The organism is Streptomyces sp. NPDC056128, from assembly GCF_042263835.1.
Classification (GTDB): Bacteria; Actinomycetota; Actinomycetes; order Streptomycetales; family Streptomycetaceae; genus Streptomyces.
On sequence record NZ_JBHJVQ010000004.1, the window covers coordinates 403,995 to 428,255 of the forward strand.

19 protein-coding genes and 1 pseudogene are annotated in these 24,261 nt (G+C 73.4%); 11 read left to right on the forward strand and 9 right to left on the reverse strand.

The genetic code is table 11. The features are described 5' to 3' along the window. Nucleotides 1-17: 17 nt before the first annotated feature. From ACFC1X_RS12515 to ACFC1X_RS12530, 4 genes are all read left to right on the forward strand, one after another. On the forward strand, nt 18-998 hold the full coding sequence (locus ACFC1X_RS12515) for a 2-hydroxyacid dehydrogenase (protein ID WP_376351850.1): 981 nt from the start codon (nt 18-20) through the stop codon (nt 996-998). A gap of 64 nt (nt 999-1,062) precedes the next feature. After that, nucleotides 1,063-2,346, forward strand: a complete 1,284-nt coding sequence (locus ACFC1X_RS12520; protein ID WP_376351853.1) for a glucarate dehydratase family protein — start codon at nt 1,063-1,065, stop codon at nt 2,344-2,346. 16 nt (nt 2,347-2,362) lie between these two features. Next, nucleotides 2,363-3,385 carry a 2-hydroxyacid dehydrogenase gene (locus tag ACFC1X_RS12525; protein WP_376352180.1) on the forward strand — a complete coding sequence of 341 codons (1,023 nt, stop codon included), beginning with the start codon at nt 2,363-2,365 and terminating at the stop codon, nt 3,383-3,385. A 10-nt stretch (nt 3,386-3,395) separates the two neighbouring features. Then, nucleotides 3,396-4,304, forward strand: coding sequence for a 5-dehydro-4-deoxyglucarate dehydratase (locus tag ACFC1X_RS12530; RefSeq protein WP_376351856.1), 909 nt, complete (start codon nt 3,396-3,398; stop codon nt 4,302-4,304). Here ACFC1X_RS12530 and ACFC1X_RS12535 read toward each other — a convergent pair. The 3 genes and pseudogenes from ACFC1X_RS12535 to ACFC1X_RS12545 form a co-directional block, all read right to left on the reverse strand. After that, complete coding sequence (locus ACFC1X_RS12535) at nt 4,301-4,738, reverse strand: formylglycine-generating enzyme family protein (RefSeq protein WP_376352183.1); 438 nt, start codon at nt 4,736-4,738, stop codon at nt 4,301-4,303. The two genes, ACFC1X_RS12530 and ACFC1X_RS12535, sit on opposite strands and share 4 nt — an antisense overlap. Next, nucleotides 4,651-5,247, reverse strand: a pseudogene (locus tag ACFC1X_RS12540) (ABC transporter permease); the annotation flags it as partial. The pseudogene ACFC1X_RS12540 and the gene ACFC1X_RS12535, both read right to left, overlap by 88 nt. Next, entirely contained in the window at nt 5,234-6,499 is a 1,266-nt protein-coding gene (locus tag ACFC1X_RS12545; RefSeq protein WP_376351859.1) for an ROK family transcriptional regulator, read from the reverse strand. The gene ACFC1X_RS12545 and the pseudogene ACFC1X_RS12540, both read right to left, overlap by 14 nt. 201 nt (nt 6,500-6,700) lie before the next feature. Here ACFC1X_RS12545 and ACFC1X_RS12550 point away from each other — a divergent pair, with 201 nt between their 5' ends. From ACFC1X_RS12550 to ACFC1X_RS12565, 4 genes are all read left to right on the forward strand, one after another. Further along, the gene (locus ACFC1X_RS12550; RefSeq protein ID WP_376351862.1) at nt 6,701-8,041 is read left to right on the forward strand and encodes a family 43 glycosylhydrolase; all 1,341 of its coding nucleotides are present in this window, start codon (nt 6,701-6,703) and stop codon (nt 8,039-8,041) included. A gap of 109 nt (nt 8,042-8,150) precedes the next feature. Continuing rightward, nucleotides 8,151-10,256 (forward strand): SpoIIE family protein phosphatase, encoded by a 2,106-nt coding sequence (locus tag ACFC1X_RS12555; protein WP_376351865.1) that lies wholly within the window; start codon nt 8,151-8,153, stop codon nt 10,254-10,256. Nucleotides 10,257-10,307: 51 nt separating this feature from the next. Further along, complete coding sequence (locus tag ACFC1X_RS12560) at nt 10,308-10,979, forward strand: CBS domain-containing protein (RefSeq protein WP_376351867.1); 672 nt, start codon at nt 10,308-10,310, stop codon at nt 10,977-10,979. A gap of 91 nt (nt 10,980-11,070) precedes the next feature. Beyond that, nucleotides 11,071-11,802: a TetR/AcrR family transcriptional regulator gene (locus ACFC1X_RS12565; RefSeq protein ID WP_376351870.1), complete on the forward strand. Its 732-nt coding sequence runs from the start codon at nt 11,071-11,073 to the stop codon at nt 11,800-11,802. A gap of 19 nt (nt 11,803-11,821) precedes the next feature. Here ACFC1X_RS12565 and ACFC1X_RS12570 read toward each other — a convergent pair whose 3' ends face one another. Then, complete coding sequence (locus tag ACFC1X_RS12570) at nt 11,822-12,763, reverse strand: LysR substrate-binding domain-containing protein (RefSeq protein WP_376351872.1); 942 nt, start codon at nt 12,761-12,763, stop codon at nt 11,822-11,824. An 84-nt stretch (nt 12,764-12,847) separates the two neighbouring features. Between ACFC1X_RS12570 and ACFC1X_RS12575 the strand changes: the two genes are divergently transcribed. After that, nucleotides 12,848-14,161 (forward strand): aspartate aminotransferase family protein, encoded by a 1,314-nt coding sequence (locus ACFC1X_RS12575; protein WP_376351875.1) that lies wholly within the window; start codon nt 12,848-12,850, stop codon nt 14,159-14,161. 73 nt (nt 14,162-14,234) lie between these two features. On the opposite strand, the gene ACFC1X_RS12580 is transcribed toward ACFC1X_RS12575, so the two are convergent. Continuing rightward, nucleotides 14,235-16,454 carry an MMPL family transporter gene (locus ACFC1X_RS12580; RefSeq protein ID WP_376351878.1) on the reverse strand — a complete coding sequence of 740 codons (2,220 nt, stop codon included), beginning with the start codon at nt 16,452-16,454 and terminating at the stop codon, nt 14,235-14,237. Nucleotides 16,455-16,789: 335 nt separating this feature from the next. Here ACFC1X_RS12580 and ACFC1X_RS12585 point away from each other — a divergent pair, with 335 nt between their 5' ends. Beyond that, on the forward strand, nt 16,790-17,887 hold the full coding sequence (locus tag ACFC1X_RS12585; RefSeq protein WP_376351881.1) for a MerR family transcriptional regulator: 1,098 nt from the start codon (nt 16,790-16,792) through the stop codon (nt 17,885-17,887). A gap of 43 nt (nt 17,888-17,930) precedes the next feature. On the opposite strand, the gene ACFC1X_RS12590 is transcribed toward ACFC1X_RS12585, so the two are convergent. Both ACFC1X_RS12590 and ACFC1X_RS12595 read right to left on the reverse strand, forming a co-directional pair. Then, complete coding sequence (locus ACFC1X_RS12590; RefSeq protein ID WP_376351884.1) at nt 17,931-19,031, reverse strand: winged helix DNA-binding domain-containing protein; 1,101 nt, start codon at nt 19,029-19,031, stop codon at nt 17,931-17,933. After that, on the reverse strand, nt 19,028-19,450 hold the full coding sequence (locus tag ACFC1X_RS12595) for a VOC family protein (protein ID WP_376351887.1): 423 nt from the start codon (nt 19,448-19,450) through the stop codon (nt 19,028-19,030). The genes ACFC1X_RS12590 and ACFC1X_RS12595 overlap by 4 nt, the downstream gene beginning before the upstream one ends. A 141-nt stretch (nt 19,451-19,591) precedes the next feature. Between ACFC1X_RS12595 and ACFC1X_RS12600 the strand changes: the two genes are divergently transcribed. Further along, complete coding sequence (locus tag ACFC1X_RS12600) at nt 19,592-20,611, forward strand: helix-turn-helix transcriptional regulator (RefSeq protein WP_376351890.1); 1,020 nt, start codon at nt 19,592-19,594, stop codon at nt 20,609-20,611. A gap of 22 nt (nt 20,612-20,633) precedes the next feature. Here ACFC1X_RS12600 and ACFC1X_RS12605 read toward each other — a convergent pair whose 3' ends face one another. Next, nucleotides 20,634-21,845 (reverse strand): Cmx/CmrA family chloramphenicol efflux MFS transporter, encoded by a 1,212-nt coding sequence (locus tag ACFC1X_RS12605; protein ID WP_376352185.1) that lies wholly within the window; start codon nt 21,843-21,845, stop codon nt 20,634-20,636. Nucleotides 21,846-21,947: 102 nt separating this feature from the next. After that, nucleotides 21,948-24,251, reverse strand: coding sequence for an FdhF/YdeP family oxidoreductase (locus ACFC1X_RS12610; protein ID WP_376351893.1), 2,304 nt, complete (start codon nt 24,249-24,251; stop codon nt 21,948-21,950). Between the last annotated feature and the right edge of the window lie 10 nt (nt 24,252-24,261).

Below are 24,261 nucleotides of genomic sequence, written 5' to 3' on the forward strand. Positions count from 1 at the left end.
CCCGACGGGAGCGTCCCTTGCCGAATTCCCCCACCACCCCCAGCGCCCCGGACACCGTCCTCCAGGTGTCCCCGCTGCTCCCCGCCCTGGAGAGCGCGCTCGGCGAGCGCTACCGCACGGTCCGCCTCTTCGAACTCCCGGACCCCGACGCGTACTTGCGCGCGCACGGCGGCGAGGTGGCGGCCGCGGTGACGAGCGCGCGGACCGGGGTGAGCGACGCGCTGATGGACGCGCTGCCGCGCCTCGGGGCGATCGTCCACTTCGGCGTCGGCCACGAGACCACCGACGTGGTGCGCGCCCGCGCCCGGGGCATCGACGTGAGCAACACCCCGGATGTGCTCACCGACTGCGTGGCCGACCTCGCCGTCGGTGCGCTGATCGACGTCGTGCGGCGCCTGTCGGCCGCCGACCGGTACGTCCGCGCGGGGGCCTGGACGGCCGCCCCCTTCCCGCTGGCCGACCGGGTGAGCGGCAAGCGGGTCGGCATCCTGGGCCTCGGCCGGATCGGCCGGGCCGTCGCCCGCCGGCTCGAAGGCTTCGGGGCGGACCTCGCGTACTGCACGCGCACGCCGGTGCCCGGCGTCACCCACCGCCATCTGCCGAGCGCCGAGGCGCTGGCCGAGGCGTGCGACGCGCTCGTCGTCACCGTCGCCGGGGGCCGGGGCACCCGGGGGCTGGTCTCGGCGAAGGTCCTGGACGCGCTCGGGCCCGAGGGGTACCTGGTCAACGTCGCCCGGGGCAGCGTGGTCGACGAACCTGCCCTGGTGGCGGCGGTGACGCAGGGCCGGATCGCGGGGGCGGCGCTGGACGTCTTCGCCGACGAACCCAACGTGCCGCCGGCGCTGCTGGAGTCGGACCGGGTGGTGCTGCTCCCCCACATCGCCAGCGCCACCCACGAGACCCGGGCGGCCATGGGCGACCTGGCACTGCGCAACCTCCAGCGCTTCATGACCGAGGGCACCCTCCTCACACCGGTCCCGGACCGGCCGGCCCATTGACACGGCCGTGGAGGCGTGCCTACAACTGGTTGTCCACACATGAGAACGCCGACTACATATGAGGATGGGCATGCGGGCAGGCACCTCCGAACGCATCGTCGACGTCACCGTGACCCCCGTGGCCTTCCGCGACCCTCCGCTGCTCAACTCGGTGGGTGTGCACGAGCCCTACGCCCTGCGCACCGTCGTGGAGATCACCACGGAGAGCGGCGTCAGCGGCATCGGGGAGACCTACGGCGGCACCCTGCACCTGGAACGGCTCCGCCGCGCCGCCGGTGAACTGGCCGGCATGGAGGTCTGGAGCCTCAACGACCTGATCGCCCGCACCACCCGGGCGCTGGGCACCGACACCGCGGGCGGGGACGGCATGGCCGGGATGGTCACCGGCAGCAGCACCGTGGACCGGGTCATGTCGCCGTTCGACGTCGCGTGCCTGGACATCCAGGGCAAGCTCGTGGGCCGGCCGGTCAGCGACCTGCTGGGCGGCGCCGTACGCCCGGCGGTCCCCTACAGCGCGTACCTCTTCTACAAGTGGGCCGGACACCCCGGTCAGGAGGACGACGACTGGGGCGCGGCGCTCGATCCGGCGGGCCTGGTCGAGCAGGCCCGCCGGATGATCGAGACATACGGCTTCTCCTCCATCAAGCTCAAGGGCGGCGTCTTCCCGCCGGACGAGGAGATCGCGGCGATCAGGGCCCTGCGCGCGGCCTTCCCGGACCATCCGCTGCGCCTCGACCCCAACGCCGTATGGAGCCCGGAGACCTCACTGCGCGTCGCCCGCGAACTGGACGGCGTACTGCAGTACCTGGAGGACCCGACGGCCGGGATCGACGGTATGGCGTCGGTGGCGGCACGCACTCAGACGCCGCTGGCGACCAACATGTGTGTGGTCTCCTTCGACGACCTGGCGCCGGCCGTGGCCCGGGACGCGGTGGGCATCGTGCTCTCCGACCACCACTTCTGGGGCGGCCTGCGGCGCTGCGGCCGGCTCTCCGCGATCTGCGAGGCCTTCGGGCTCGGCCTGTCCATGCACTCCAACTCGCACCTGGGCATCAGCCTCGCCGCGATGACCCACCTCGCGGCGGCCACACCCCGGCTCACCTACGCGTGCGACACCCACTGGCCGTGGAAACGCCCCGACGAGGACGTGGTCGACCCGACGCCGCTGCGGTTCAGTGGGGGCTCGCTCGCGGTGCCCACGGCTCCCGGCCTGGGCGTGGAGCTGGACCGGGACGCGCTCGCCCGGCTGCACCGCCAGTACCTCGACTGCGGAGTGCGCGACCGGGACGACACCGGTTACATGCGCCGCGTCGACCCGTCCTTCTCGACCAAGAACCCCAGGTGGTGACCTCCTCGTGCGCATCATGCTCGCCCACCGCATCCTGAGCCGCTTCCACGAACCCCTCAGGGCCCGGACCGAGGGCGGCCACGAGTGGCTCGACGCCTGCGACTGGGACGCGGCGCGGGTCTCCGGGGCCATGCCGGAGGTGGAGGTGTTCGTCGGCTCCAGGCTGCGGGCCGAGGACGCCCGCCGGGCCGCCCGGCTGCGCCTGGTCCACGTGGTCGGCGCCGGCTACGACGGCATCGCGCTGGACGCGCTGGGCCCCGGCGTCACCGTCGCCACCACCCACCACCACGGCCGCTCCATCGCCGAGCACGTACTGATGTCCGTCCTGATGCTCTCCCGCGACGTGCTCGGCGCCGACCGCGCCCTGCGCGCCGGGCGGTGGCGCAACGTGGCCGTGGACCCCGGGCTGCCGTTCGGGACCACGCTGCGGGGCCGCCGGGTCGGCATCGTCGGGTTCGGCGAGACGGGCACCGAGGTCGCCCGGCTGTGTCAGGCGGTGGGCCTGCGCGTGCGCGCCGTGCGGCGCGATCCGTCGGCCCCGTTCCCCGACGACCTGCGGCCGGACTGGGTCGGCGGCGACGAGCGGCTGCCCGAGCTGCTCGCCGAGTCCGACGTCGTGGTGGTCACGGTGCCGCTCGGCCCCGCCACCCGGGGTCTGATCGGCGCGGCCGAACTCGCCGCCATGGGGCCCGGGTCACTGCTGGTCAACGTGGCGCGAGGGCCCGTCGTGCAGGAGAAGGCGCTGTACGAGGCGCTGCGCGGCGGCACCATCGGCGGCGCGGCGCTGGACGTGTGGTGGTCCGGCCCGCCCGGGGCGCCGAGCCGGCTGCCCTTCCACGAACTGCCCAACGTCCTCATGACCCCGCACCACTCGGGGCACACCGCCGACACCTTCGCCGCGCGTGCGGCGGAGATCGCCGACAACATCGGCCGGCTGCGCCGCGGGGAACCGCTCACGGGCGTCGTCCACCAGGGTGCCGGCGCGGCCGTGGACCCCGGCCGCCCGGCAGACCGCTCCACCGACTCTCCGACCCGTTAGGAAACCACTCGTGCTCGAAGGCGTTCTCTTCTTCCCCGTCACCCCCTTCACCGCCACCGGCGAGGTCGACCTCGATGTCCTGCACCAGCACGTGGCGGCCGGTGTGGCCGCCGGGCCCGGCGGGGTGTTCGTCGCCTGCGGCACCGGCGAGTTCCACGCGCTGGACCGCGAGGAGTACGCGGCCGTCACCCGTACCGCCGTCGAGGCCGCGGCGGGACGCGTCCCGGTGTACGCCGGGGTGGGCGGCGCGCTGGGTCTCGCCCGGCAGTTCGCGCGCGACGCCGCCGAGGCCGGCGCCGACGGACTGCTGCTCATGCCGCCCTACCTCGTAGAGTCGCCCGCGGCCGGACTCGTCGCCTACACCCGTGCCGTCGGCGGGGAGACGGACCTCCCGCTGATCGTCTACAGCCGCGCCAACGCCCGCTTCGACGAGCACGCGGCGGCCGAGGTCGCGCAGTTGCCGACCGTGGCGGGTCTCAAGGACGGCACCGGCGACCTCGACCTGGTCGCGCGCATCGTCCCCGCCGTACGCGCGGCGCTCGACGGGTCGGGCAAGGACTTCCAGTTCTTCAACGGCATGCCCACCGCCGAGGCGAGCCAACTGGCCTACCGGGCACTGGGCGTCGAGCTGTACTCGTCGGCCGCGTTCGCGTTCGCGCCGGACCTCTCCCTCGCCTTCCACCGCGCGGTCGAGGAGGGCGACACCGCGACGGTCGACACGCTGCAGCGGACGTTCTTCCATCCCCTGGTGCGGCTGCGGCGGCGCGTTCCGGGGTACGCGGTGTCGCTGGTGAAGGCCGGGGTGACGCTGTCCGGGCTCAAGGCCGGTCCGGTCCGTCCGCCGCTGACCTCGCTCACCACCGACGAGACCGAGGAACTGGCGGCCCTCGTCGCCGGGGCACGGGCCGCCATCGCCTAGGAGGCCGGCGGGGCGCCGTCGTTGGCGCAGCGGAAGCCGAGGTTGCCGGACGAGGACTCCGGGGTGTTGGAGGACCGTGCGGCGACCCGGTAGCGGTTGCAGTAGGAGTCGTGGCACAGGTAGGAGCCGCCGCGCAGAACCCGTGCGGTCCCGGTCTCCGGGCCGTGCGGGTCAGACGCGGGCGACCGGGAGTAGTAGGTCGGCGAGAACCAGTCGGCGCACCACTCCCACACGTTGCCCGCGGTGTTCCACAGCCCGAAGCCGTTGGCCCGGTAGGACCTGACCGGGGCCGTGGTCAGGTGACCGTCCTCCTCGGTGTTGACGTGCGGGAACCGGCCCTGCCAGATGTGGCGTCCTTGGCGCCCAGCACCCGGGCGGCGTCGATCAGCGTGCGGTCGACGTTCACCACGCCCTGGAAGGTCGAGATCACGCAGGCCAGGAACGCGGCGAGGAAGATGACGAAGATCTTCGGAGTCTCGTCGATGCCCATGGCGACCACGGCCAGCGGGATGATGGCCAGGGGCGGGATGGTGCGGAAGAACTGGATCCAGGGTTCGACCAGACCGCGCACGATGCCGTACCAGCCCATCAGGAAGCCCACGGGGACGGCCACGGCCGTGCCGAGGGCGAAGCCGCTCAGGACCCGGGTCAGGCTGGCCAGGGCGTCGTCGGCCAGGGTTCCGTCGCCGATCAGCGTCCCGGCCCGGGAGACGACCTCCGGCGGGGTCGGCAGTTTGAAGCCGGCCGACGCGGCGGCCCACCAGAGGGCGATGCCGGCCGCGACGGACACGGCGTTCAGGACGAGGGTCAGCCCGCGCCCGCCGGTGCGGGCCCGTCCGGGCGCGGCTTCGGTGGCCTCCGTGCCGGCGCCGGGCGGGGCTCCGGGCCGCTGCCCGGGCAGGGGGTGCCCCGGTTCGGCGCCCCGTTTGTCAAGGACGGACATGGGCGGCTCCTTCGGTGGCGGAGTCGGGTGCATCGGCACGGCCCTTCACGTCGGCGGTCTCGGGATACCTCGCCAGGAGGGGGGAGCTGTGGAAGACCGCCGCCAGCGCGCCCAGAGCGCCGTCGTCGTCCGACAGCCGCGCCGCGGCGACGACGGGACCGGCCGAGGCGGTCGGGAAGATCTCGGCGGCGAGGGTGGCGGCGACCTGTTCGACGATCACGGGCGCCAGCCGGGTGATCTCGCCGCCGACGACGACCTTCGCCGGGTTCAGCATCATGGTGGCCGCGCCGACGACCCGGCCCAGCGCGCCCGCGGCCTCCCGCAGCACGCGGTCCACGACGGGGTGGGCGCGGCTCACGGCGTCCGCCAGGTCGTCGAGGTCCTCCAGCCGCAGGCCGAACTCCCAGCAGGCGGCGAGGATCCCGGGCACCGAGGCCACCGTCTCCAGACAGCCGCGCTTGCCGCACCGGCAGGGCCGGCCCGCCGGTTCCACGGTCACGTGTCCCAGCTCGCCGGCCAGCCCGGAGGAGCCGGTCACCAGCTGGCCGCCGACGACCAGGCCGCCGCCGACGCCGTCCGACAGGCGGACGTACACCAGGTCGGCGACGCTGTCGGCGCCGCTGATCGCCTCGGCGAGGGCGGCGAGCCGGGTGTTGTTGTCGACGATCACGGGTGCGTCGAAGCGTTCGGCGAAGGCCACGTCGACGCCCTCGGGGGCGGGCCGGAGCACCGTGGTGCCGGCGGTGGCGCGCGGCCAGGCGGCCCCGTCGGGCGCCGGGTAGGGGCCCGGCACGCCGATGCCGATGCCCTGCAGGGCGCCGTAGTGCACCCCGGCCTCGCTGCTCAGCCGGTCGACCAGCCCGAGGGCCAGCTCGGTCCGGGTCCGCCAGGTCGCGGTGTCCTCGTACCGGACGGAGCCCGAGACCATGATCTCGTGCGAGGCGTCGGCGACGACGACGTGCACCCGCCGGTGTCCGAAGTCGACGCCCATGAACTGGGCCGACGCCGGATCCAGGGCGAGGCGCTCGGCCGGCCGCCCGCTGCCCTCGCGCCGGGAGGCGTCGGTGTCCACGACGACGATCGCCCCCCGTTGCAGGAGGTGGCCGGTGATCTCGGACAGGGTGGTGCGGGAGAGGCCCACGACCCGGGCGATCTCGCCGCGGCTCATGGCGCCGTTCTCCTGCAGCGCACGCATCACGCGCTCTTCGTGGGTCCGCCTGACCAGTGCGTGCACTCCGCTGGGCATCTGCATGCCGGTCAAGGTAGGGAGGGCCGATTATTCCGTCAACACTCCGACAGAAAGAGGAAATGAAGCGTTCACAATGCCTGGTGGGCAAGCCCCTGTATGGGCGCCACTTCGCTAATTATTCGTCCGCCCTGTTGACGTAAATGCGCGGGCGTTCGCATGCTGTGCCGCACCCCCGGACGGCACAGACGAAGGAGAGCGCCACCGATGACCCATGCCGAGAACGGCCCGAACCGACGTTCCCTGCTGGCCGGCGCCGCCGGTCTCGGGGCGGCGTTCGCCCTGCCCGCCGGCGCCGCACAGGCGGCCGCGGACACGGCGCACGGAGCGGCGCGGAGGTATCCGCCGAACTGGCCCGATCCCGCGCCGTACGGCCTCGCGGACACCAGGGAGGACCTGTGGCCGCGGGAGGACAACTCGTTCGTCCTCCCGCTGGAGCTGCGTCCCCGCGACGAGGAGCGCGGCACGGTCTGGATGCGGGACACCTACGTCAACTGCTTCGACGTCGGCGGCCGTACGGTCTACGTGGCCACCGGCACCACCCGGGTGCCCGGGCTGGAGGCCGCCGCCCCGTGGAACGACGGGATCTTCGTGTGGCTGGCGCCGTCCCTCAGGGGCCCGTGGCGCCTCGCCGACACGACCGGCGTCCGGCCGGGCGCCGAGAAGGGCAAGGTGTGGTCGCCCGAGTTCGCCGGGGAGAACCGGCCCGGGCGCACCGTCGTGGCCCCGTGGCAGGAGTACTGGTACGACGACCGGTTCGGCAAGCGCGGCCAGGCCTGGGCCCCGGAGCTGCACCACTTCCGCGGCACCTGGTACATCGTCGCCTGCATGGGCGACCACTCCCGCAAGGTCGGCTCGTTCATGCTGGTCAGCGAGGGTGGCGTGGAAGGGCCGTACCGGCTGGTCGAGGGCAATCGGGAGAAGCCCTTCGGCGACTCGTTCATCGGCGGCCCCTCGTTCATCGAGCCCGGCGCCTACCACCACATCGACGGCAGTCTCTACTCCGAGGGCGACGACGCGTGGCTCGTCCTCCACAACGATCTGTATGCCAGGTTCCGGGACGACATGGAGGACATCGTCCCGGCCACGGACCTGCCGCGGTTCCGGCAGACGCCCTACTCCCCCGAGCCGTACCTCGAAGGCGCGTACGTGTTCAAGTACCGGCGCAGGTACTACCTGGTCCACGCCGCGTGGGACCGTACGTCGCGCCACCCCGACGGCAGCACGCGGTACGCCTACGACCCGCCCGGTACGGGCCGCACGCAGTACCAGTACGACGCGGTCGTCGCCGTCTCGGACCACTTCGAGGGGCCGTACTCCGAGCGGTGGACCGCGGGGGTGGGCGCGGGGCACAACAACTTCTTCACCGACCGCCGCGGAGACCTGTGGGCGACGTTCTTCCGCAATCCCAACTTCGGGTACTGGGCCGACCCGTCGCGTGTCGACGACGCCGCCGTGCCCGGGGTGGTGCGCCTGGAGTGGACCGGGCCGAGGGACGGCCGCCTGTACGTGCAGCGCCGGTCCCGGGGGCACGGGCACGGCCACTGACCCTCTCGCATGCCGTCGCGGCGGTACGGGCGTAGTGTCCTCATATGCGTGATGTGCGGTCCGGCCGGCGTCGGGCAGTCCCGCGGTGGTGGGTCCGGGTGGACGGCTGATGGATTCCGCGATGGCCGCCGTGGTGCGGGACAGCGGCGCCTTCGGGGGACTGCTGTACGTACTGCCGCCGGGCGACAACGCCCTGTGGCAGGTTCTGGTGGCGGGGGTGCCCCGGGAGATGGCCGCTCCGTGGCGGCGGGTCGGACTGGCCGATCCGATGCCCGTGGCGGACGCCGTCCGCGAGCGGCGCCTGGTGTGGGGCAGCGGGCGGGAGGAGATGGCCCGCCAGTATCCGCGGGTCGCGCTCGTCCTGCCCTACGACTTCGCGCTCGCGGCCGCCCCGCTCGTCTCGGAGACCGCCGTCCGGGGCGGGCTGGTGCTGCTGTGGCCCGGAGACCACGGGGCGCGGCTGACCACGGGGGAACGCGAGGTCATCGAGGAGGGCTGCCGCCGTCTGGGCGGGCTCGTGCAGGAGGTGGTGGACCGCGACGGGCCGCTGGTGACCGCGGACCGGCCCAGGATGCTGCCGCCGCCCACGCCCCGCACCCCCTCCCCGTTCCAGGCGGCGGCCCTGTCCGCCTTCGTGGACCGTCTGCCGGGCGGGTCCTGCGCGCTGGACCTGCACGGGCGCGTCACCTTCGTCAGCCCGGGCGCGGCCGCGCTGCTCGGCGCCGACCGGGCCGGCCTGGTGGGCGCCCTGCCGTGGGAGGCGCTGCCCTGGATGGACGTCCCCCACGTCGAGGACCGCTACCGGGCCGCGCTGGTCAGCCGCCGTCCGCAGGCCTTCACCGTGCTGCGGCCGCCGGACACCTGGCTGGCCTTCGAGCTGTACCCGGACGCCACCGGGCTCAGCGTCCGCATCGACCGGGGCGCCCCGGGTGAGGAGGGCCCCGAGGCCCGGTCCGTGCCGACCGCCGGGCCCAGCCGCGCCACCGTGCTCTACCACCTGATGCACCTGGCCTCCACCCTGACGGAGGCCGTGGGGGTGCAGGACGTCGTCGAGCAGACCGCGGACCAGTTGATGCCGGCCCTGGGCGCCCAGGCCATGGTGGTGATGGCTCCGGAGGACGGCCGGCTGAAGATCGTCGGACACCGCGGATACAGCGCCGACCTCCTGAAGCACTACGACGCGGCGCCTCTCGACTCGGCCCTTCCCGGCGTCGACGTCGTGGCCACCGGCGTCCCGGGGTTCTGGACCACCTTCGACGAACTCCACGAGGCCTACCCGGCCACCGTGCACGAGGACGGGATGGCCGCGTGGGCCGTACTGCCGCTGATCGCGTCCGGCCGCCCCATCGGGTCCCTGCTGCTCGCCTACGCGCGGCCGCACGTCTTCCCGCCCGGTGAACGGGCCGCGCTCACCTCGCTCGCGGGGCTGGTCGGGCAGGCCCTGGACCGCGCCCGTCTCTACGACGCCAAGCACCACCTCGCCCACCGCCTCCAGTCCGCCCTGCTGCCGCACACCCTGCCCCGCGTGCCCCGGCTGAACATCGCCGCCCGCTACCTTCCGGCCGCCAGTGGCCTGGGCGTCGGCGGCGACTTCTACGACCTCATCCGCCTCGACGAGCACACGGCTGGGGCCACCATCGGCGACGTACAGGGCCACAACGTGGACGCCGCCGCGCTCATGGGACAGGTCCGCACGGCCGTGCACGCCCACGCCACCGCGGGGGCACGGCCCGACGACGTACTGGCCCGCACCAACCGGCTGCTCACCGACCTGGACCCCGGCCTGTTCACCAGCTGCGCCTACGTCCACCTCGACCTCGCCACGCACCGCGCCTGTGTGGCCCTGGCCGGTCACCCGCCGCCCCTGATACGCCACGCCGACGGGCGCATGGAAGCCCTGCGGGTGTCACCGGGCCTGCTGCTGGGCATCGAGCCGGACACCCTCTACCCGTCGCTGGAGTTCCCGCTCCCGCCGGGCAGCGTCCTCGCGCTCTACACGGACGGGCTCGTCGAAGCTCCCGGGGTCGACATCGACGACGCGATAGCCGCCCTCGCCGGGCTCCTCGAAGCCGGTGACCCCGACGACCTCGACGAGATGGCCGACACCCTCATACGGCACGCGCCGGCCCCCGACGACGACATCGCCCTGCTCCTGATCAGTCCCGTGCCTGAAAGGAGGGCACTCGGGGGGCGGGCGGCACGTTCGCACAGGTAAGAAGGACGGACGCCGGTCGACTCGGGCCGGCAGCGGAGGAGAAGACCCTTCATGAAACACCAGAAGGTGCGCGACCTGATGAGCGACGCCGTGATCCGCGTCCAGCACGGCACACCGTTCAAGGAGATCGCCCACCTGCTGCTGGAGTACGACATCACGGCCGTCCCGGTGGTCGACGACGCGAACCGTCCCGTGGGGGTGGTGTCGGAGGCGGACCTCCTCCAGAAGATGTGGGGCGCGGAACCCGACGGTTCCCCCGGGTACGAGGAGTGGTCCCGGTCGGCGGGGCGCAAGGCGTCCGCCACCGACGCGGCGGGGCTGATGACCTCTCCCCCACTGTGCGCACAGGAGGACTGGAGCGTCGTCGACGCCGCCCGGGTGATGGCGCGGCACGGCATCAAGCGGCTGCTGGTCGTCGACGCCGACGGGCGGCTGATCGGGGTGGTCAGCAGGAGTGACCTGCTGCGGGTCTTCCTGCGCGCGGACCGGGCCATCCGCACCGAGATCATCGAGGAGGCCCTGGTCAAGGCGCTCGGCCTGGCCCCCTCTTCGGTGCAGGTGGACGTGGTCCACGGGCATGTCGTGCTCAGCGGCCGGCTGCCGGGCCATGTGTCCGCGCCGGCGCTGGAGGAGCACTGCAGGAGCGTCGACGGCGTCGTCGCCGTGGAGTTCCGGCCGGCCGGGGAGGCCGGTGCCGAGGGGGCCGCCTCCGTGGGTTCCTGACCGCCCGTCCGGGATCTGGCAGCCTGAGATCTCTCTGACAGTGTTCGGATTCTTGATGTGCCATCAGGCACCGGCGCCGTAGGGTCGCCCCATGCCCACAGAGCGACCCACACCACCCTCCCCCTCACTGCGCGAGCGGCGCCGCGCCGCGGCGACCCGGGAGATCCTGGACGCCGCCGAGGAGCACATCGGCCTGCACGGACCCGCGGCCCTGTCCCTGCGGGCCGTCGCCCGCAGTCTCGGCATGACGGTGCAGGCGCTCTACCACTACTTCCCGAACCGGGACGCCCTCGTGACGACCCTCATCGCCAAGGCCTACGACGACCTGGCCGACGCGTTGCAGGCCGCCGCCGACAGCGAGGCCGAGGACCCGTCCACCCCGCGCCTGCTGCTGGTGACCGGGACGTACCGCGACTGGGCCATCGCCCATCCCGAGCGATTCCAGCTCCTCTACGGCACGCCGCTCAGGTACTACGTCGCACCGGCCGAGGGACCGACCACCCAGGCCGTCCGCCGGATGGGCGCGATCTTCCAGCGCGAGCTGTTCGACGGCTTCACCACGGCGCAGCTGGCCGCGGCCGAGGTCCCGCCGCTCTCGTCCCCGTTCCAGGAGCGGCTGGCCCTCCTCCCCGCGAACGCCCAGGGGGGCCTGCCGCCCGCCGCGACGTCGCTCTTCCTGAGCGCGTGGGGCCACCTGCACGGCCTGGTCGTCCTGGAGGTGTTCGGGCACACCGGGTTCCTCGGCGAGCATCAGGCCGAGGTCTTCGCATCCTCGGTGCGGATGATGATCGAGGACATCCACCGGCGGATACCCGCCGCGTGACCAGGTGGCCGCGCGGCCTTCACCGGCGGTCGTCGCGTCGCTCGGGGACGGGTTCCGGGGCGGCGAGGGCGGGGATCTCGGGGTGGTCGCGGAGCGCGGCGATGACCGCGCCGACCGCCGCGCGCCGGGGGGTGCCGCGGCGTACCACGACGACGACGTTGCGGTGCACCGCCGGGCTGAGCCGCCGGGTGAGGACGGCGTGTTCCGGTGTGACGGCCAGGGCGGGCAGCAGGGCGATCGATCCCGTCGTCTCGACGTGCCGCAGCAGCATCAGGTAGTTGCTGAAGCGGCAGGCCACCCGGGGCTCGAACCCCGCCTCGCGGCACAGCCGCAGGGTCAGGTCCGCCATGTACGACTGGGGCCGGTCGCACGCCCAGGTCTCCTCCTCGCAGGCCGCGAGGTTCACCGCCGCGCGGGAGGCCAGCGGGTGGCCCACGGGCAGGACCAGCACGACCGAGTCGCTGCCCAGCGAGACGATGTCGAGGTCCGCGCCCCAGGAGAGGCCGGTGTAGTCGGTGGTGGTGACGATGACGTCCGCCTCGCCCGAGCGCAGGGCGGGTCCGCTCTCGTGCGGCTCCATCTCGACGAGTTCGACGTGCAGGTGCGGGTGGGTGGTGGCCAGGCGGGTCGCCGCCGGGACCGCGAGGCTGTAGATCGCGCTCTGGAACACGCCGAGCCGGACGGTGCCGATCGGCTCGTCGTTCAGGGCGCGCAGTTCCGCCTCGGCCTCGGCCATCCGGTCGAGGATCTCCCGGCCCCGGCGGGCCAGCAGGAGTCCGGCCGGTGTCAGCCGCACCCGCCGTCCGGTCCGCTCGATCAGCCGGCACCGGGTCTCCGTCTCCAGCACCGCCAGCTGCTGGGAGACCGTCGAGGCGCTCAGATGCAGTGTGTCGGCGACCGCGCGGACGGTACCGAGCGTGTCCAGCAGGCCGAGGAGGTGCAGCCGTCCCGAGTTGAGCACGCCGCGATTGTACGGCGATGGCGTACAGCAGCGTCGAAACTGTGCGATGGACACGCGCAGCGGTGCGTCCCTACCGTCGGTCGCATGCCTTCCGAGACTCCCGGCACCGATCCGGGGCGCCACCTCATCCGCTACTCCGGCCACGCACCGTTCTCGCCGGAGGTCGTCGTCCGGGCCGCGGGCACCTCCGTCTTCACCGAGAGCGGTCGTGAACTGCTCGACTTCACCTCGGGTCAGATGAGTGCCATCCTCGGCCACTCCCATACGGCGATCGTCTCGACCGTGCGCGAGCAGGTCGCCCACCTCGACCACCTGCACAGCGGCATGCTCTCCCGGCCGGTCGTCGAGCTGGCCCGGCGGCTGGCCGGCACGCTGCCCGAGCCGTTGGAGAAGGCTCTGCTCCTGACCACCGGGGCGGAGGCGAACGAGGCCGCCGTGCGGATGGCGAAGCTCGTCACCGGGCGGCACGAGATCGTCTCCTTCGCCCGGTCCTGGCACGGCATGACCCAGGCCGCCGCGAACGCCACCTACAGCGCCGGGCGCAAGGGCTACGGCCCCGCGGCACCCGGCAACTTCGCGCTGCCGGTGCCGGACCGCCACCGCCCCTCCGTCGTCGGCGCGGACGGCGAGCTGGACTGGCGCCGCCAGCTCGACCTGGGCTTCGAGATGATCGACGCCCAGTCGGTCGGCAGTCTCGCGGCGTGCCTGATCGAGCCGATCCTCTCCTCGGGCGGCGTCGTCGAACTCCCGCCGGGCTATCTCGCCGCGCTGGCGGAGAAGTGCCGGGAGCGCGGCATGCTGCTGATCCTCGACGAGGCGCAGACCGGGCTGTGCCGCACCGGCGACTGGTACGCCTTCCAGCACGACGGCGTGGTGCCGGACATCCTGACGCTGTCCAAGACGCTCGGCGCGGGGCTGCCGCTGGCCGCCGTGCTGACCGGCGCGGAGATCGAGCGGCGGGCGCACGAACGCGGGTTCCTGTTCTTCACCACCCACGTGAACGACCCGCTGCCGGCCGCCGTCGGCAACACCGTCCTCGACATCCTGGTGCGCGACCGGCTCGACGAGCGTGCGCGGCGGCTCGGCGGCGTACTGCGCGACGGCCTCGACCGGCTCGCCGAGCGGCACAAGGTGGTCGGCGACGTCCGCGGCCGGGGGCTGCTGCTCGGCATGGAGCTGGTCGGGGACGACGTGCTCGGTGACGGCGGAGCCGACCGGCTGGGCGCCGCCGTCACCCGGCGCTGCTACGAGCTGGGCCTGCACATGAACATCGTCCAACTCCCGGGAATGGGCGGCATCTTCCGTATCGCGCCGCCGCTGACCGCGAGCGACGAGGAGATCGCCCGCGGCGTCGCCGTCCTCGACGAGGCGCTCACCGACGCCGCCCGGGACCTCTGACGCGACGCGAAGGCCCCGGTGCCCGGACGTCCGGGCACCGGGGCCGCGCGCGGGATGCGCGGGGCGCGCGGGGTCAGACCCCGGCCGTCTCCGGCTCGCGCGCGGGCTCCGCGGGCGGCGGTGTGTCGCCCAGCTCCTTGTGCAGCTTCTCGCCCTCCACGTCGACGTTCGGCAGGAGGCGGTCCAGCCACTTGGGCAGCCACCACGCCTTGGTGCCGAGCAGGGCGAGCACGGCGGGCACGATGGCCATGCGGACCACGAAGGCGTCGAAGAGCACGGCGATGGCGAGGCCGAAGCCCATCATCTTGATCATGTCGTCGTCCTCCATGATGAAGCCGGAGAAGACGCTGATCATGATGATCGCGGCCGCCGCGACCACCCGGCCGCCGTGGGTGAAGCCGGTGGTGACGGAGTCGGCGGCGGACGATCCGTGGACGTACGCCTCCCGCATGCGGGTCACGAGGAAGACCTCGTAGTCCATGGCGAGGCCGAAGACCACGCCGATCATGAAGATGGGCATCATCGACATGATCGGGCCCGGCTGGTCCACCCCGAAGACGTCCGCGAGCCAGCCCCACTGGAAGACCGCGACCACCGCGCCGAGCGCCGCGGCGACCGACAGCAGGAAGCCCAGGGCGGCCTTGAGCGGGACGAGGATCGAGCGGAACACCAGCATCAGCAGCAGGAAGGCGAGTCCGACGACCAGCGCCAGGTACGGGATGAGCGCGTCGTCCAGGGTCTGCGAGAAGTCGATCGTCATCGCGGTCGCGCCGGTGACGAGCATGGTGCCGCCGGTGTCGGCCTCGATGTCGCCGGAGAGCGAGCGGATGTCCCGGACCAGCGACTCGGTGGCCGCGTCGCTCGGACCGGTCTTGGGCACCACGGTGAGGACGGCGGTGTCGCCCTGCTCGTTGAACCTGGCCGGAGTGACGGCAGCCGCCTCGCCGAGGCCGGTGATCCGTTCGCGGACGCTGTCGACGGCGGCCTGCGGGTCGTCGGCTTCCCTGCCGTCGTAGGTCACCATCAGCGGGCCGTTGAACCCGGCGCCGAAGGAGTCGGACAGCATGTCGTAGGCCTTGCGCTGCGTGGTGTCGGGTGCCGAGCTGCCCTCGTCGGGCAGGCCCAGCTCCATGCCGGCGGCCGGCACGGCGATCACACCGAGGCCGAGGACCGCGGTCAGCAGCACGGTCACCGGACGGCGCAGGACGAACCGGGCCCAGCGGGTGCCGAGCTTCGGCTTGGCGGGGGCGGTCCGCTCCGTGGCGGCCGCCTTGCGGTCCTTGCGGCTGAGCGCCTTGCGGCCGGCGAAGCCGAGCAGCGCCGGGGTGAGGGTGAGCGCGATCAGTACGGCGATGCCGACGGTGCCGGCGGCGGCCAGGCCCATCTTGGTGAGGATCGGGATGTTGACGACCGCGAGGCCGGCCAGGGCCACGACGACGGTGAGTCCGGCGAAGACCACGGCGGAACCCGCGGTGCCGACGGCGCGTCCCGCGGCATCCTCGGGGGTGCGGCCCTCGGCGATCTCCGCGCGGTAGCGGGAGACGATGAACAGGGCGTAGTCGATGGCGACCGCGAGGCCGATCATCATGGCCAGGGTGGAGGTGGTGGCGGACAGCTCCAGCGTGCTGCCGAGCGCCCCGATGGCGGAGATGCCGATCCCGACCCCGATGATCGCCGAGAGCAGCGGCATGCCGGCCGCGACCAGCGAGCCGAAGGTCAGCAGCAGCACGATCGCGGCGACGCCGATGCCGATCAGTTCGGCGGTGCCGCCCATCTCCTGCTCGGCCATGACCGCGTCGCCGCCGGTCTCGACGGTGAACCCGCCCTCGCGCGCGCCGTCGGTGGCGTCGGTGAGCGCGTCCCGGGCCTCGTCGGTCAGCTCCATGGCGTTGACCTTGTAGGTCACGGAGGCGTAGGCCGTGGTGCCGTCCTCGCTGACGGCGTTCGCCTTGAACGGTTCGTCGACGGAGGCGACCTGCGGGCTGTCCCCGAGAGCGGCGACCAGTTCCTCGACCTGGGCCTTGCCGGCCGGGCCGGATATCTTCTCGCCGTCGGGGGCGCGGATCACGACCCGCGCGGTGGCGCCCTCGGCACTGGCGGCCGGGAACTGCTCGTCGAGCAGGTCGAACGCCTTCTGCGACTCGGTGCCGGGCATGGAGAAGGAGTCTTCGGGCGGGGCGGGCGCGGTGGACGCCGCGACACCGGCGCCCACGAGTAGGGCCACCCACAGCAGGGCGACGAGGCCGCGGCGCCGGAACGCCTTTCGGCCGAGTCGATAGAGAAACGTAGCCACCTGAGACCAATCCGTCGGGTTACGAGCAGGACGAAGACCCGGCACATGGGGGGAAGGCCGAGGCGCTGACCGGGGTACTCATCCATGCTCGCCCGGGGATTTTCGGAATTGATCCGACCCTGGGGCTGGACCGGCGTACTGCGACGGGTGTAGTGCTCCCCCGTTCTCCTCTCCCCCGGGTGTAGATCACGGTGATCCGTGTACGCCGCATTCCGTTGCCGCGGGCAGCCGAAGTCCGTGACCATCGAGGTACGGGCGGCAGTTGACCTTCACCTCGGGGGAGGCCACAGCATCGGTGGAGCCGGGCGACGGGCCCGGTACGAGGAGGAACGGGCATGGGTCTGCTGACCATCGGGGCGTTCGCGAGGGCGACCCGGCTGTCGCCGAAGGCACTGCGTCTCTACGACGAGTTGGGCCTGCTGCCTCCGGCTCGCGTGGACCCGGTGACGGGCTATCGCCTCTACGCGCCGGAGCAGGTGGAGCGGGCCCGGCTCGTCGCCTGGCTCCGGCGCCTGGGGATGCCGCTGGTCCGCATCCGGCACGTCTGCTCGCTGGAGGCGGGCGCGGCGGCACAGGAGGTCCGCGCCTTCTGGGCGCGGGCCGAGGCCGACACCGCCGCGCGGCGGGACCTGGCCGCCTTCCTCGTCGACCACCTGGACCGAAGGGACCCTGTCATGACTTCGACCGCACCTGCCCTGAGCATTCGCTATGCCGCCGCCTCCGACACCGGTCTGGTGCGCGAGACCAACCAGGACACCGCCTACGCCGGTTCGCGCCTGCTGGCCGTCGCCGACGGTTACGGGGCCGACGGCGCGCCGGCGAGCGCCGCCGCCGTCGAGGCGCTGAAGCACCTGGAGAGCGACGAGGTGCCGACGGGCGGTCTCCTCGACGTCCTCGCGGACGCCCTCGACCGGGCGGAGCGGGCCGTGCACGACGCCGTGCGGACCGGCACCGGCTCGGGCTCCGGCTCGGGCTCCGGCTCCGAGGAGGGCGGCACGACGCTCACCGCGATGCTGTGGACCGGGTCGCGACTGGCCCTCGTGCACGTCGGCGACTCCCGTGTCCAACTGCTGCGGGACGGGGAGCTGTTCCAGATCACGCACGACCACACCGTGGTGCAGTCGATGGTCGACGAGGGCCGCATCAGCCCGGAGGAGGCCGCCTCCCACCCCCAGCGGTCGATGCTGATACGCGCCCTGGGCCGGGGCGCCGACGCAACCGCCGAGATGCGGCTGCACGACGTCCGGCCCGAGGACCGCTACCTGCTCTGCTCCGACGGCCTGTCGACCGTGGTCCCGGCCGAGGAGATCCGCCGGGTCCTGGCCGGCACGGAGGAGCCCGGCCGGGCCGTGCGTGAACTCGTCGCGCTCGCCAACGGCGCCGGCGGTCCCGACAACGTCAGCTGCGTGGTCGCCCACGTCGTGGCGGCCTGACGACACCGCCGGACGACGGGGCGCGGCACCGGCCGCCGGCCGCTCAGGGCGGTGCCGCGCCGACCCGGACCCGGTCGCCGTCCCCGTCGGAGAGGAAGGCCGCCAGGGACCGCCCCTCCTCGGCGACCTCCGCGCGGTCCGCCCGGGACAGGCGGCGCAGCGGGGTGACACTCACCGTGCCGTCCTCGACGGCCCAGGTCGCGGAGACCCGGCCGTCGACCAGGACGACGCGGGCTCCGGCGACGGACAGGCCCCGGTGCTCGTCGTCGATGATCCGGCTCCGGTCCTGGTAGCCGAGGATCACGTTGTCGAACGCCGGCAGGAACCGCACCGGGGCGGGGGTGTCGGGGTCGGGGCGCGGGGCCTCGGGGAGGTCCAGCAGTTCCCGGCCCCGCTCGTCGCGGAAGGCGACCAGTTCCCCGCGTACGGCGGCGACCGCGGCCGGCAGTCCGGCGAGGCCGCACCAGGCGCGCAGGTCCGCCGAGGCGGCGGGGCCGAACGCGGCGAGGTAGCGCCGTACCAGCGTCTCCCCGACCGGGTCGGTGCCCGGCGGGGCCGGCGGGTCGGCGTCCCGGCCCAGCCAGGCGGCGAACGGGGCGTAGCGCACGCCCGCCCGGGTGCGCCACAGCCCTCGCGGGGGCAGCTGCACCATCGGGATCAGGGCGGCGACCAACATCTCCCCCAGGGCCCGGTGTCCCGGTTCCGGCCAGCGGTCGGCGAGCGCCCGCGCCAGGTCACCCATCGAGCGGGGCTCGCCGTCGGACATCACGGCCCGCCCCGCCGCCGCCAGTTCGGCGAGGTCGACCCCTTCGAGTTCGCGGCGGTAGGTGCCGAGGACGCGGCCGCGCAGCATGGCGTCGTGACGGGCCCGCCAGGCCAGGGTGTCCTCCGCGGTGACGAGGTGGACGGTGCGGCGCATGAGGGGGGTGCGCACCACCCGACGCCCGGTCAGCAGGTCCGAGAGCGCCGTGGGTTGGAAGCCTCGCAGCCGCGACCAGAGCCCCACGAACGGTTCCTGCGGCTCCTGCGCCTGGAGGCCGCCGAGGTGCGCGACGGCGTCGAGGACCGGGACGTCCGCACGGTCGAGCAGCAGCTGCCTGGCGAGGGTCGCGCGGCCCAGTGCCCGGGCGTCGAGCACGCTCACGCCTGGTACTCGCTCACGACGTCCAGGACCCAGGTGACGCCGAACCGGTCGCGCAGCATGCCGTAGAGCGGCGCCCACTCGGCGGGCGCCAGGGGCCGCAGCACGGTCGCGCCCTCGGCCAGCTTCTCCCAGTACGCGCCGATCTCGTCGGCACCGTCGCCCCGGAGCGAGACGAAGAAGGCGTTCTCGCCCTGGTTCCACGGCAGGCCGGAGGGCACGTCGTAGGCCATCACGCACGGGCCGTCGGCGGTGGACACCTGGCCCCACATCACCTGGTCCGCCTCGGCGGGGTCCTGGACGCTTCCGGCGTCCTTGTACGTCACCACGGCCACGTCACCGCCGAACGCGGACGCGTAGAAGTCGAGGGCCGCGCGGGCGTCGCCGCGGAAGTTCAGGTGGGTCACTGCTTTGACGGACACGATGGGCTCCTCGCCTGTCGTCAACATGGTCGGGCACCCCGCGTCGGCGGGCGGCCCGTGAGACCCGTTCGGCCTCGTGGTTCCCACCCTGGACCAGATAGCGGTCAGGTTGTGGCCGCTACCTGCGGCAGCATGACGGGCATGCAGAAGACCTCGGCCCGGCTGCTCTCGCTGCTCTCGCTGCTCCAGGCGCGCCGGGACTGGCCCGGCGGGCTGCTGGCGGAGCGGCTGGACATCAGCCCGCGCACGCTGCGCCGTGACGTGGACCGGCTCCGCGAACTGGGCTACCCCGTCAGGGCGGTCAAGGGCCCCGACGGCGGCTACCGGCTGGACGCCGGCACGCACCTTCCTCCGCTGCTGTTCGACGACGAACAGGCGGTCGCGCTCGCCGTCGCCCTGCGCACCGCCGCCGTCACGGGGGCCGGCATCGAGGACGGTGCGGCACGCGCCCTGACCACCCTGCGCCAGGTCATGCCCGCGCGGCTGCGGCACCGGATCGACGCCTTCCACGTCACGGCCGTCGAGCGGTCCGCGACCGGGCCCGATCCCCGGGCGGGCACCGGGGTCCTCCTCGCGCTCAGCGCCGCCGTGCGGGCCCGGGAGGTGCTGCGCTTCGACCATGCCCCGGCGTACCCGGCACACCCCGCGGACACCGGCGGCGCCTTGGTGCCGCCGCGCCGGGTGGAGCCCCACCACCTCGTCACGCGCGGTGGCCGCTGGTACCTGGTCGCCTGGGACCTGGACCGGGAGGACTGGCGCGTCTTCCGTGCCGACCGGATCACCCCGCGGACGCCCACCGGTCCCCGCTTCGCACCGAGGCGGCTGCCCGGCGGGGACGTGGCCGCGTTCCTGACGGGCAGGTTCCGCGGCTCGGAGACCTCCCCCGAGTGGCCCTGCCGAGGGGAGGCCGTCCTCCGCCTGCCCGCCTCCGCCGTGGTCCCCCACGTCACCGACGGCACCGTGGAGGAACTCGGCCCGGACCGCTGCCGGGTGACCCTGGGATCCTGGTCGTGGCCCGCCCTCGCCGCCGCGTTCAGCGCCTTCGACGCGGACATCGGGGCCGTCGGGCCGCCGACGCTCCGGGCGGCCTTCGCCCGCCTCGCCGACCGCTGCGCACGGGCCGCGGACGACCCGACGGCCCCACGGGACGAGCGCCCCTAGTCCGCGCGGCGGGCCGGGCGGGTCACGCCCGCTGCCGGCTCCGCTCCGCGCCCGCGGGCTCGGCGGCCGGGGAGCCCGCCACGATGCGCGACCTGCTGTGCAGGCGCAGCGAGACGGCGACGAAGCCGATCGCGACGACGGTCATGGCCGCGCCCGCCCAGGCGGTGGCGGCGTAGCCGAAGTCGGCGTCGATCACGGTGCCGCCGAGCCAGGGGCCGCCGGTGTTGCCGAGGTTGAACGCGGCGGTGGTGGTCGCGCCCGCGAGGGTGGGCGCGGCGCCGGCGACGTTGAACATGCGCGCGTTGAGGGCCGGCGCCGTGTAGAAGGCGGAGACGCCGAGCAGCAGCGACAGGACGATCACGGCGGCCGGGCTGGACGCGAACAGGGCCAGCGCGGCCAGCAGGACGGTCGAGGCGGTGATGCCGGAGAGCAGGACGCCGAAGAGGTGGGCGTCGGCGACCCGGCCGCCGATCGTGGTGCCGATCAGCGCGCCGACCCCGAACAGCGCCAGCACGGTGGGCACCCATCCCTCCGCGAGCCCGGCCACGTCGGTGAGCAGCGGCGACAGATAGGAGAAGGCGCAGAACACGCCGCCGGCGGCGAGCGCGGTCACCACGATCGACAGCCAGACCTGACGGTCCCGGTAGATCGCCAGCTCGCCCTTGAGCCGGGGGCGGCGCTCGGGCAGCGGGATGCGCGGGATGAGGGTCACCACACCGACGAGGGCGACGGCGGAGGCGGCGCCGACCGCCCAGAACGCGGACCGCCATCCCAGGTGCTCGCCGAGGAAGGCGCCCGCGGGGACGCCGAGGACGTTGGCGATCGACAGTCCGCCGATCATCACGGCCATCGCGCGGGCCCGGCTGGTGACCGGCACCATCGCGATGGCGACGGCGGCGCCCACGGCCCAGAAACCGGCGCAGGCGAGCGCGCTCACCACCCGGGAGACGAACAGGACCTCGTACGACGTCGCGAGCGCGCCCGCGACCTGGCCGAGGCCGAACACCGAGATCAGCGCGACCAGCGTGGTCTTCCGGGGCAGCCGCAGGGTCGCGACCGCCAGCAGGGGCGCGCCGACCACCATGCCGATCGCGAACGCCGATATCAGCAGACCGGCCTGCGGGATCGACACGTCCATGTCGTCGGCGATGGGCGGCAGCAGCCCGGAGAGCATGAACTCGCTGGTGCCGAGCGCGAAGACGGAGAGGCCGAGGATGTAGACGGCGAGCGGCATGCGGGCGGCCGAGGTCCGTGGGGAAGGTACGGGCATGACAGGTGTCAACGAAGCCGTGGATCATGTCATTCCCGCACCGGCGGCCGTCTCAGCATGCGGCGGTCAGGACACCACGGGCGCCGCCCGTTCCAGTCTGACCAGGACCGCCTTGGAGGTGGGCTGGTTGCTGATGTCGGCCACGCTGTCCAGCGGGACGAGGACCTGCGTCTCCGGGTAGTACGCGGCGGCGGAGCCGCGTGCCGTCGGGTACGGGACCACCTCGAACCCCTCGGCGCGGCGCTCGGCGTCGTCGTGCCAGACGCTCACCAGGTCGACCCGGTCCTTCTCGGCCAGACCGAGGGCGGTCAGGTCCGCCGGGTTGACGAGCACCACGCGGCGGCTGCCGTGGATGCCCCGGTAGCGGTCGTTGAGCGTGTAGGGGACGGTGTTCCACTGGTCGTGGGAGCGCAGGGTCTGCAGCAGCAGGTGGCCCTCGGGCACGTACGGCATCTGGCAGGCGTTGACGGTGAAGCGCGCCTTGCCGGTGTCGGTGCGGAACACGCCCTCGTTGACCGGGTTCGGCAGCCTGATGCCGCCGGGGCGTGCCACGCGCCGGTTGAAGTCGTGCAGGCCCGGCACGATCCGGGAGATCCGGTCGCGGACGGCGCCGTAGTCGGCCTCGAACTCCTCCCACGGCAGGCCGGTGCGGCCGTCGTCGAGGGTGCGGCGGGCGAGCCGGCACAGGATGGCGACCTCGCTGAGCAGCAGCGGGGAGGCGGGCTTCAACCGTCCCCGGGAGGTGTGCACCTCGCTCATCGAGTTCTCCACGGTGACGAACTGCTCCCCGCCGGCCTGGTGGTCGCGTTCGGTCCGGCCGAGGGTCGGCAGGATGAGCGCGGCCTCCCCGCAGACCGCGTGGGACCGGTTGAGCTTGGTGGAGATGTGGGCGGTCAGGCGGCAGCGCCGCATCGCGTCCTCGGTGACCGCGCTGTCCGGGGCGGCGCGGACGAAGTTGCCGGCGACGCCCAGGAAGACCTTGATACGGCTCTCCCGCATCGCCCTGATCGTGTTCACCGAGTCCAGGCCGTGGGCGCGCGGCGGGTCGAAGCCGAACTCGTCGCGCAGGGCGTCGAGGAAGGAGTCGGGCATCTGCTCCCAGATGCCCATGGTGCGGTCGCCCTGGACGTTGCTGTGACCGCGCACCGGGCAGGCGCCGGTTCCGGCCCGGCCGAGGTTGCCGCGCAGCAGCAGGAAGTTGACGATCTCGCGGATGGTGGGAACCCCGTGCTTGTGCTGGGTGACGCCCATCGCCCAGCAGACGACGACCCGTTCGCTGCGCAGGACGTCGTCGCGGACGTCCTCGATCTCGCCGCGGGTCAGCCCGGTCGCGGTGAGCACGTCCGCCCAGGAGACGCCGCGCGCGTGCTCGGCGAACTCCTCGAAGCCGCTGGTGCTGTCGCGGATGAAGTCGTGGTCGAGGATCTCGCCCGGGCGGGCGTCCTCGGCCTCCAGGAGCAGCCGGTTCAGTGCCTGGAAGAGGGCCAGGTCGCCGCCGGCGCGGATGTGGAGGAAGCGGTCGGCGATCTCGACACCGCGTCCGATCACCCCGCTCGCCTTCTGCGGGTTCTTGAACCGCATCAGTCCGGCCTCGGGCAGCGGGTTCACGGCGACGACGCGGGCGCCGTTGCGCTTCGCCTCCTCCAGCGCGGACAGCTGCCGCGGGTGGTTGGTTCCGGGGTTCTGCCCCACCAGGAAGATCAGGTCGGCGTGGTGGAGGTCCTGGAGGCTGACCGTGCCCTTGCCGGTGCCGAGGGTCTCGTGCAGGGCGAAGCCGCTGGACTCGTGGCACATGTTGGAGCAGTCGGGCAGGTTGTTGGTGCCGAAGGCGCGGGCGAACAGCTGGAGGACGAAGGCGGCTTCGTTGCTGACCCGGCCCGAGGTGTAGAAGACCGCCTCGTCGGGGGTGCCGAGCGTCTTCAGCTCGTCGGCCAGCAGGCCGAGGGCGTCGAACCAGCTGATCGGCTCGTAGTGGTCGGAGCCGGGCCGCTTGACCATCGGCTCGGTGAGCCGTCCCTGCTGGTTCAGCCACAGGTCGGAGCGCCCGGCCAGGTCGGAGACCGGGTGCTCGCGGAAGAACTCGGCGGTGATCCGCCGGGTCGTCGCCTCGTCGTTGATGTGCTTGGCGCCGTTCTCGCAGTACTCGTTGCGGTGCCGGTGGCCCGGGGCGGGATCCGCCCAGGCGCAGCCCGGGCAGTCGATGCCGCCGACCTGGTTCATCGTCAGCAGGTCCACCGCGGTCTCCCGCGGGCCGGCCTGCTCCAGGGAGTACTCCAGCGCGTGCACCACGGCGGGGACACCCGCGGCCCACGTCTTGGGGGGCGTGACCTTCAGGTCGTCCCTGGGGTCTTCCCTGGGGGGCTTCTTCATCCGAGGATCG

What these genes read in the sequence shown, in the direction of transcription:
- ACFC1X_RS12520 (WP_376351853.1), top strand. Translation starts at nt 1,063, where the DNA reads ATGGGCATGCGGGCAGGCACCTCCGAACGCATCGTCGACGTCACCGTG.
- ACFC1X_RS12525 (WP_376352180.1), top strand. Translation starts at nt 2,363, where the DNA reads ATGCTCGCCCACCGCATCCTGAGCCGCTTCCACGAACCCCTCAGGGCC.
- ACFC1X_RS12545 (WP_376351859.1), bottom strand. Translation starts at nt 6,499, where the DNA reads ATGCAGATGCCCAGCGGAGTGCACGCACTGGTCAGGCGGACCCACGAA.
- ACFC1X_RS12550 (WP_376351862.1), top strand. Translation starts at nt 6,701, where the DNA reads ATGACCCATGCCGAGAACGGCCCGAACCGACGTTCCCTGCTGGCCGGC.
- ACFC1X_RS12555 (WP_376351865.1), top strand. Translation starts at nt 8,151, where the DNA reads ATGGATTCCGCGATGGCCGCCGTGGTGCGGGACAGCGGCGCCTTCGGG.
- ACFC1X_RS12560 (WP_376351867.1), top strand. Translation starts at nt 10,308, where the DNA reads ATGAAACACCAGAAGGTGCGCGACCTGATGAGCGACGCCGTGATCCGC.
- ACFC1X_RS12565 (WP_376351870.1), top strand. Translation starts at nt 11,071, where the DNA reads ATGCCCACAGAGCGACCCACACCACCCTCCCCCTCACTGCGCGAGCGG.
- ACFC1X_RS12575 (WP_376351875.1), top strand. Translation starts at nt 12,848, where the DNA reads ATGCCTTCCGAGACTCCCGGCACCGATCCGGGGCGCCACCTCATCCGC.
- ACFC1X_RS12585 (WP_376351881.1), top strand. Translation starts at nt 16,790, where the DNA reads ATGGGTCTGCTGACCATCGGGGCGTTCGCGAGGGCGACCCGGCTGTCG.
- ACFC1X_RS12600 (WP_376351890.1), top strand. Translation starts at nt 19,592, where the DNA reads ATGCAGAAGACCTCGGCCCGGCTGCTCTCGCTGCTCTCGCTGCTCCAG.
- ACFC1X_RS12605 (WP_376352185.1), bottom strand. Translation starts at nt 21,845, where the DNA reads ATGCCGCTCGCCGTCTACATCCTCGGCCTCTCCGTCTTCGCGCTCGGC.
- ACFC1X_RS12610 (WP_376351893.1), bottom strand. Translation starts at nt 24,251, where the DNA reads ATGAAGAAGCCCCCCAGGGAAGACCCCAGGGACGACCTGAAGGTCACG.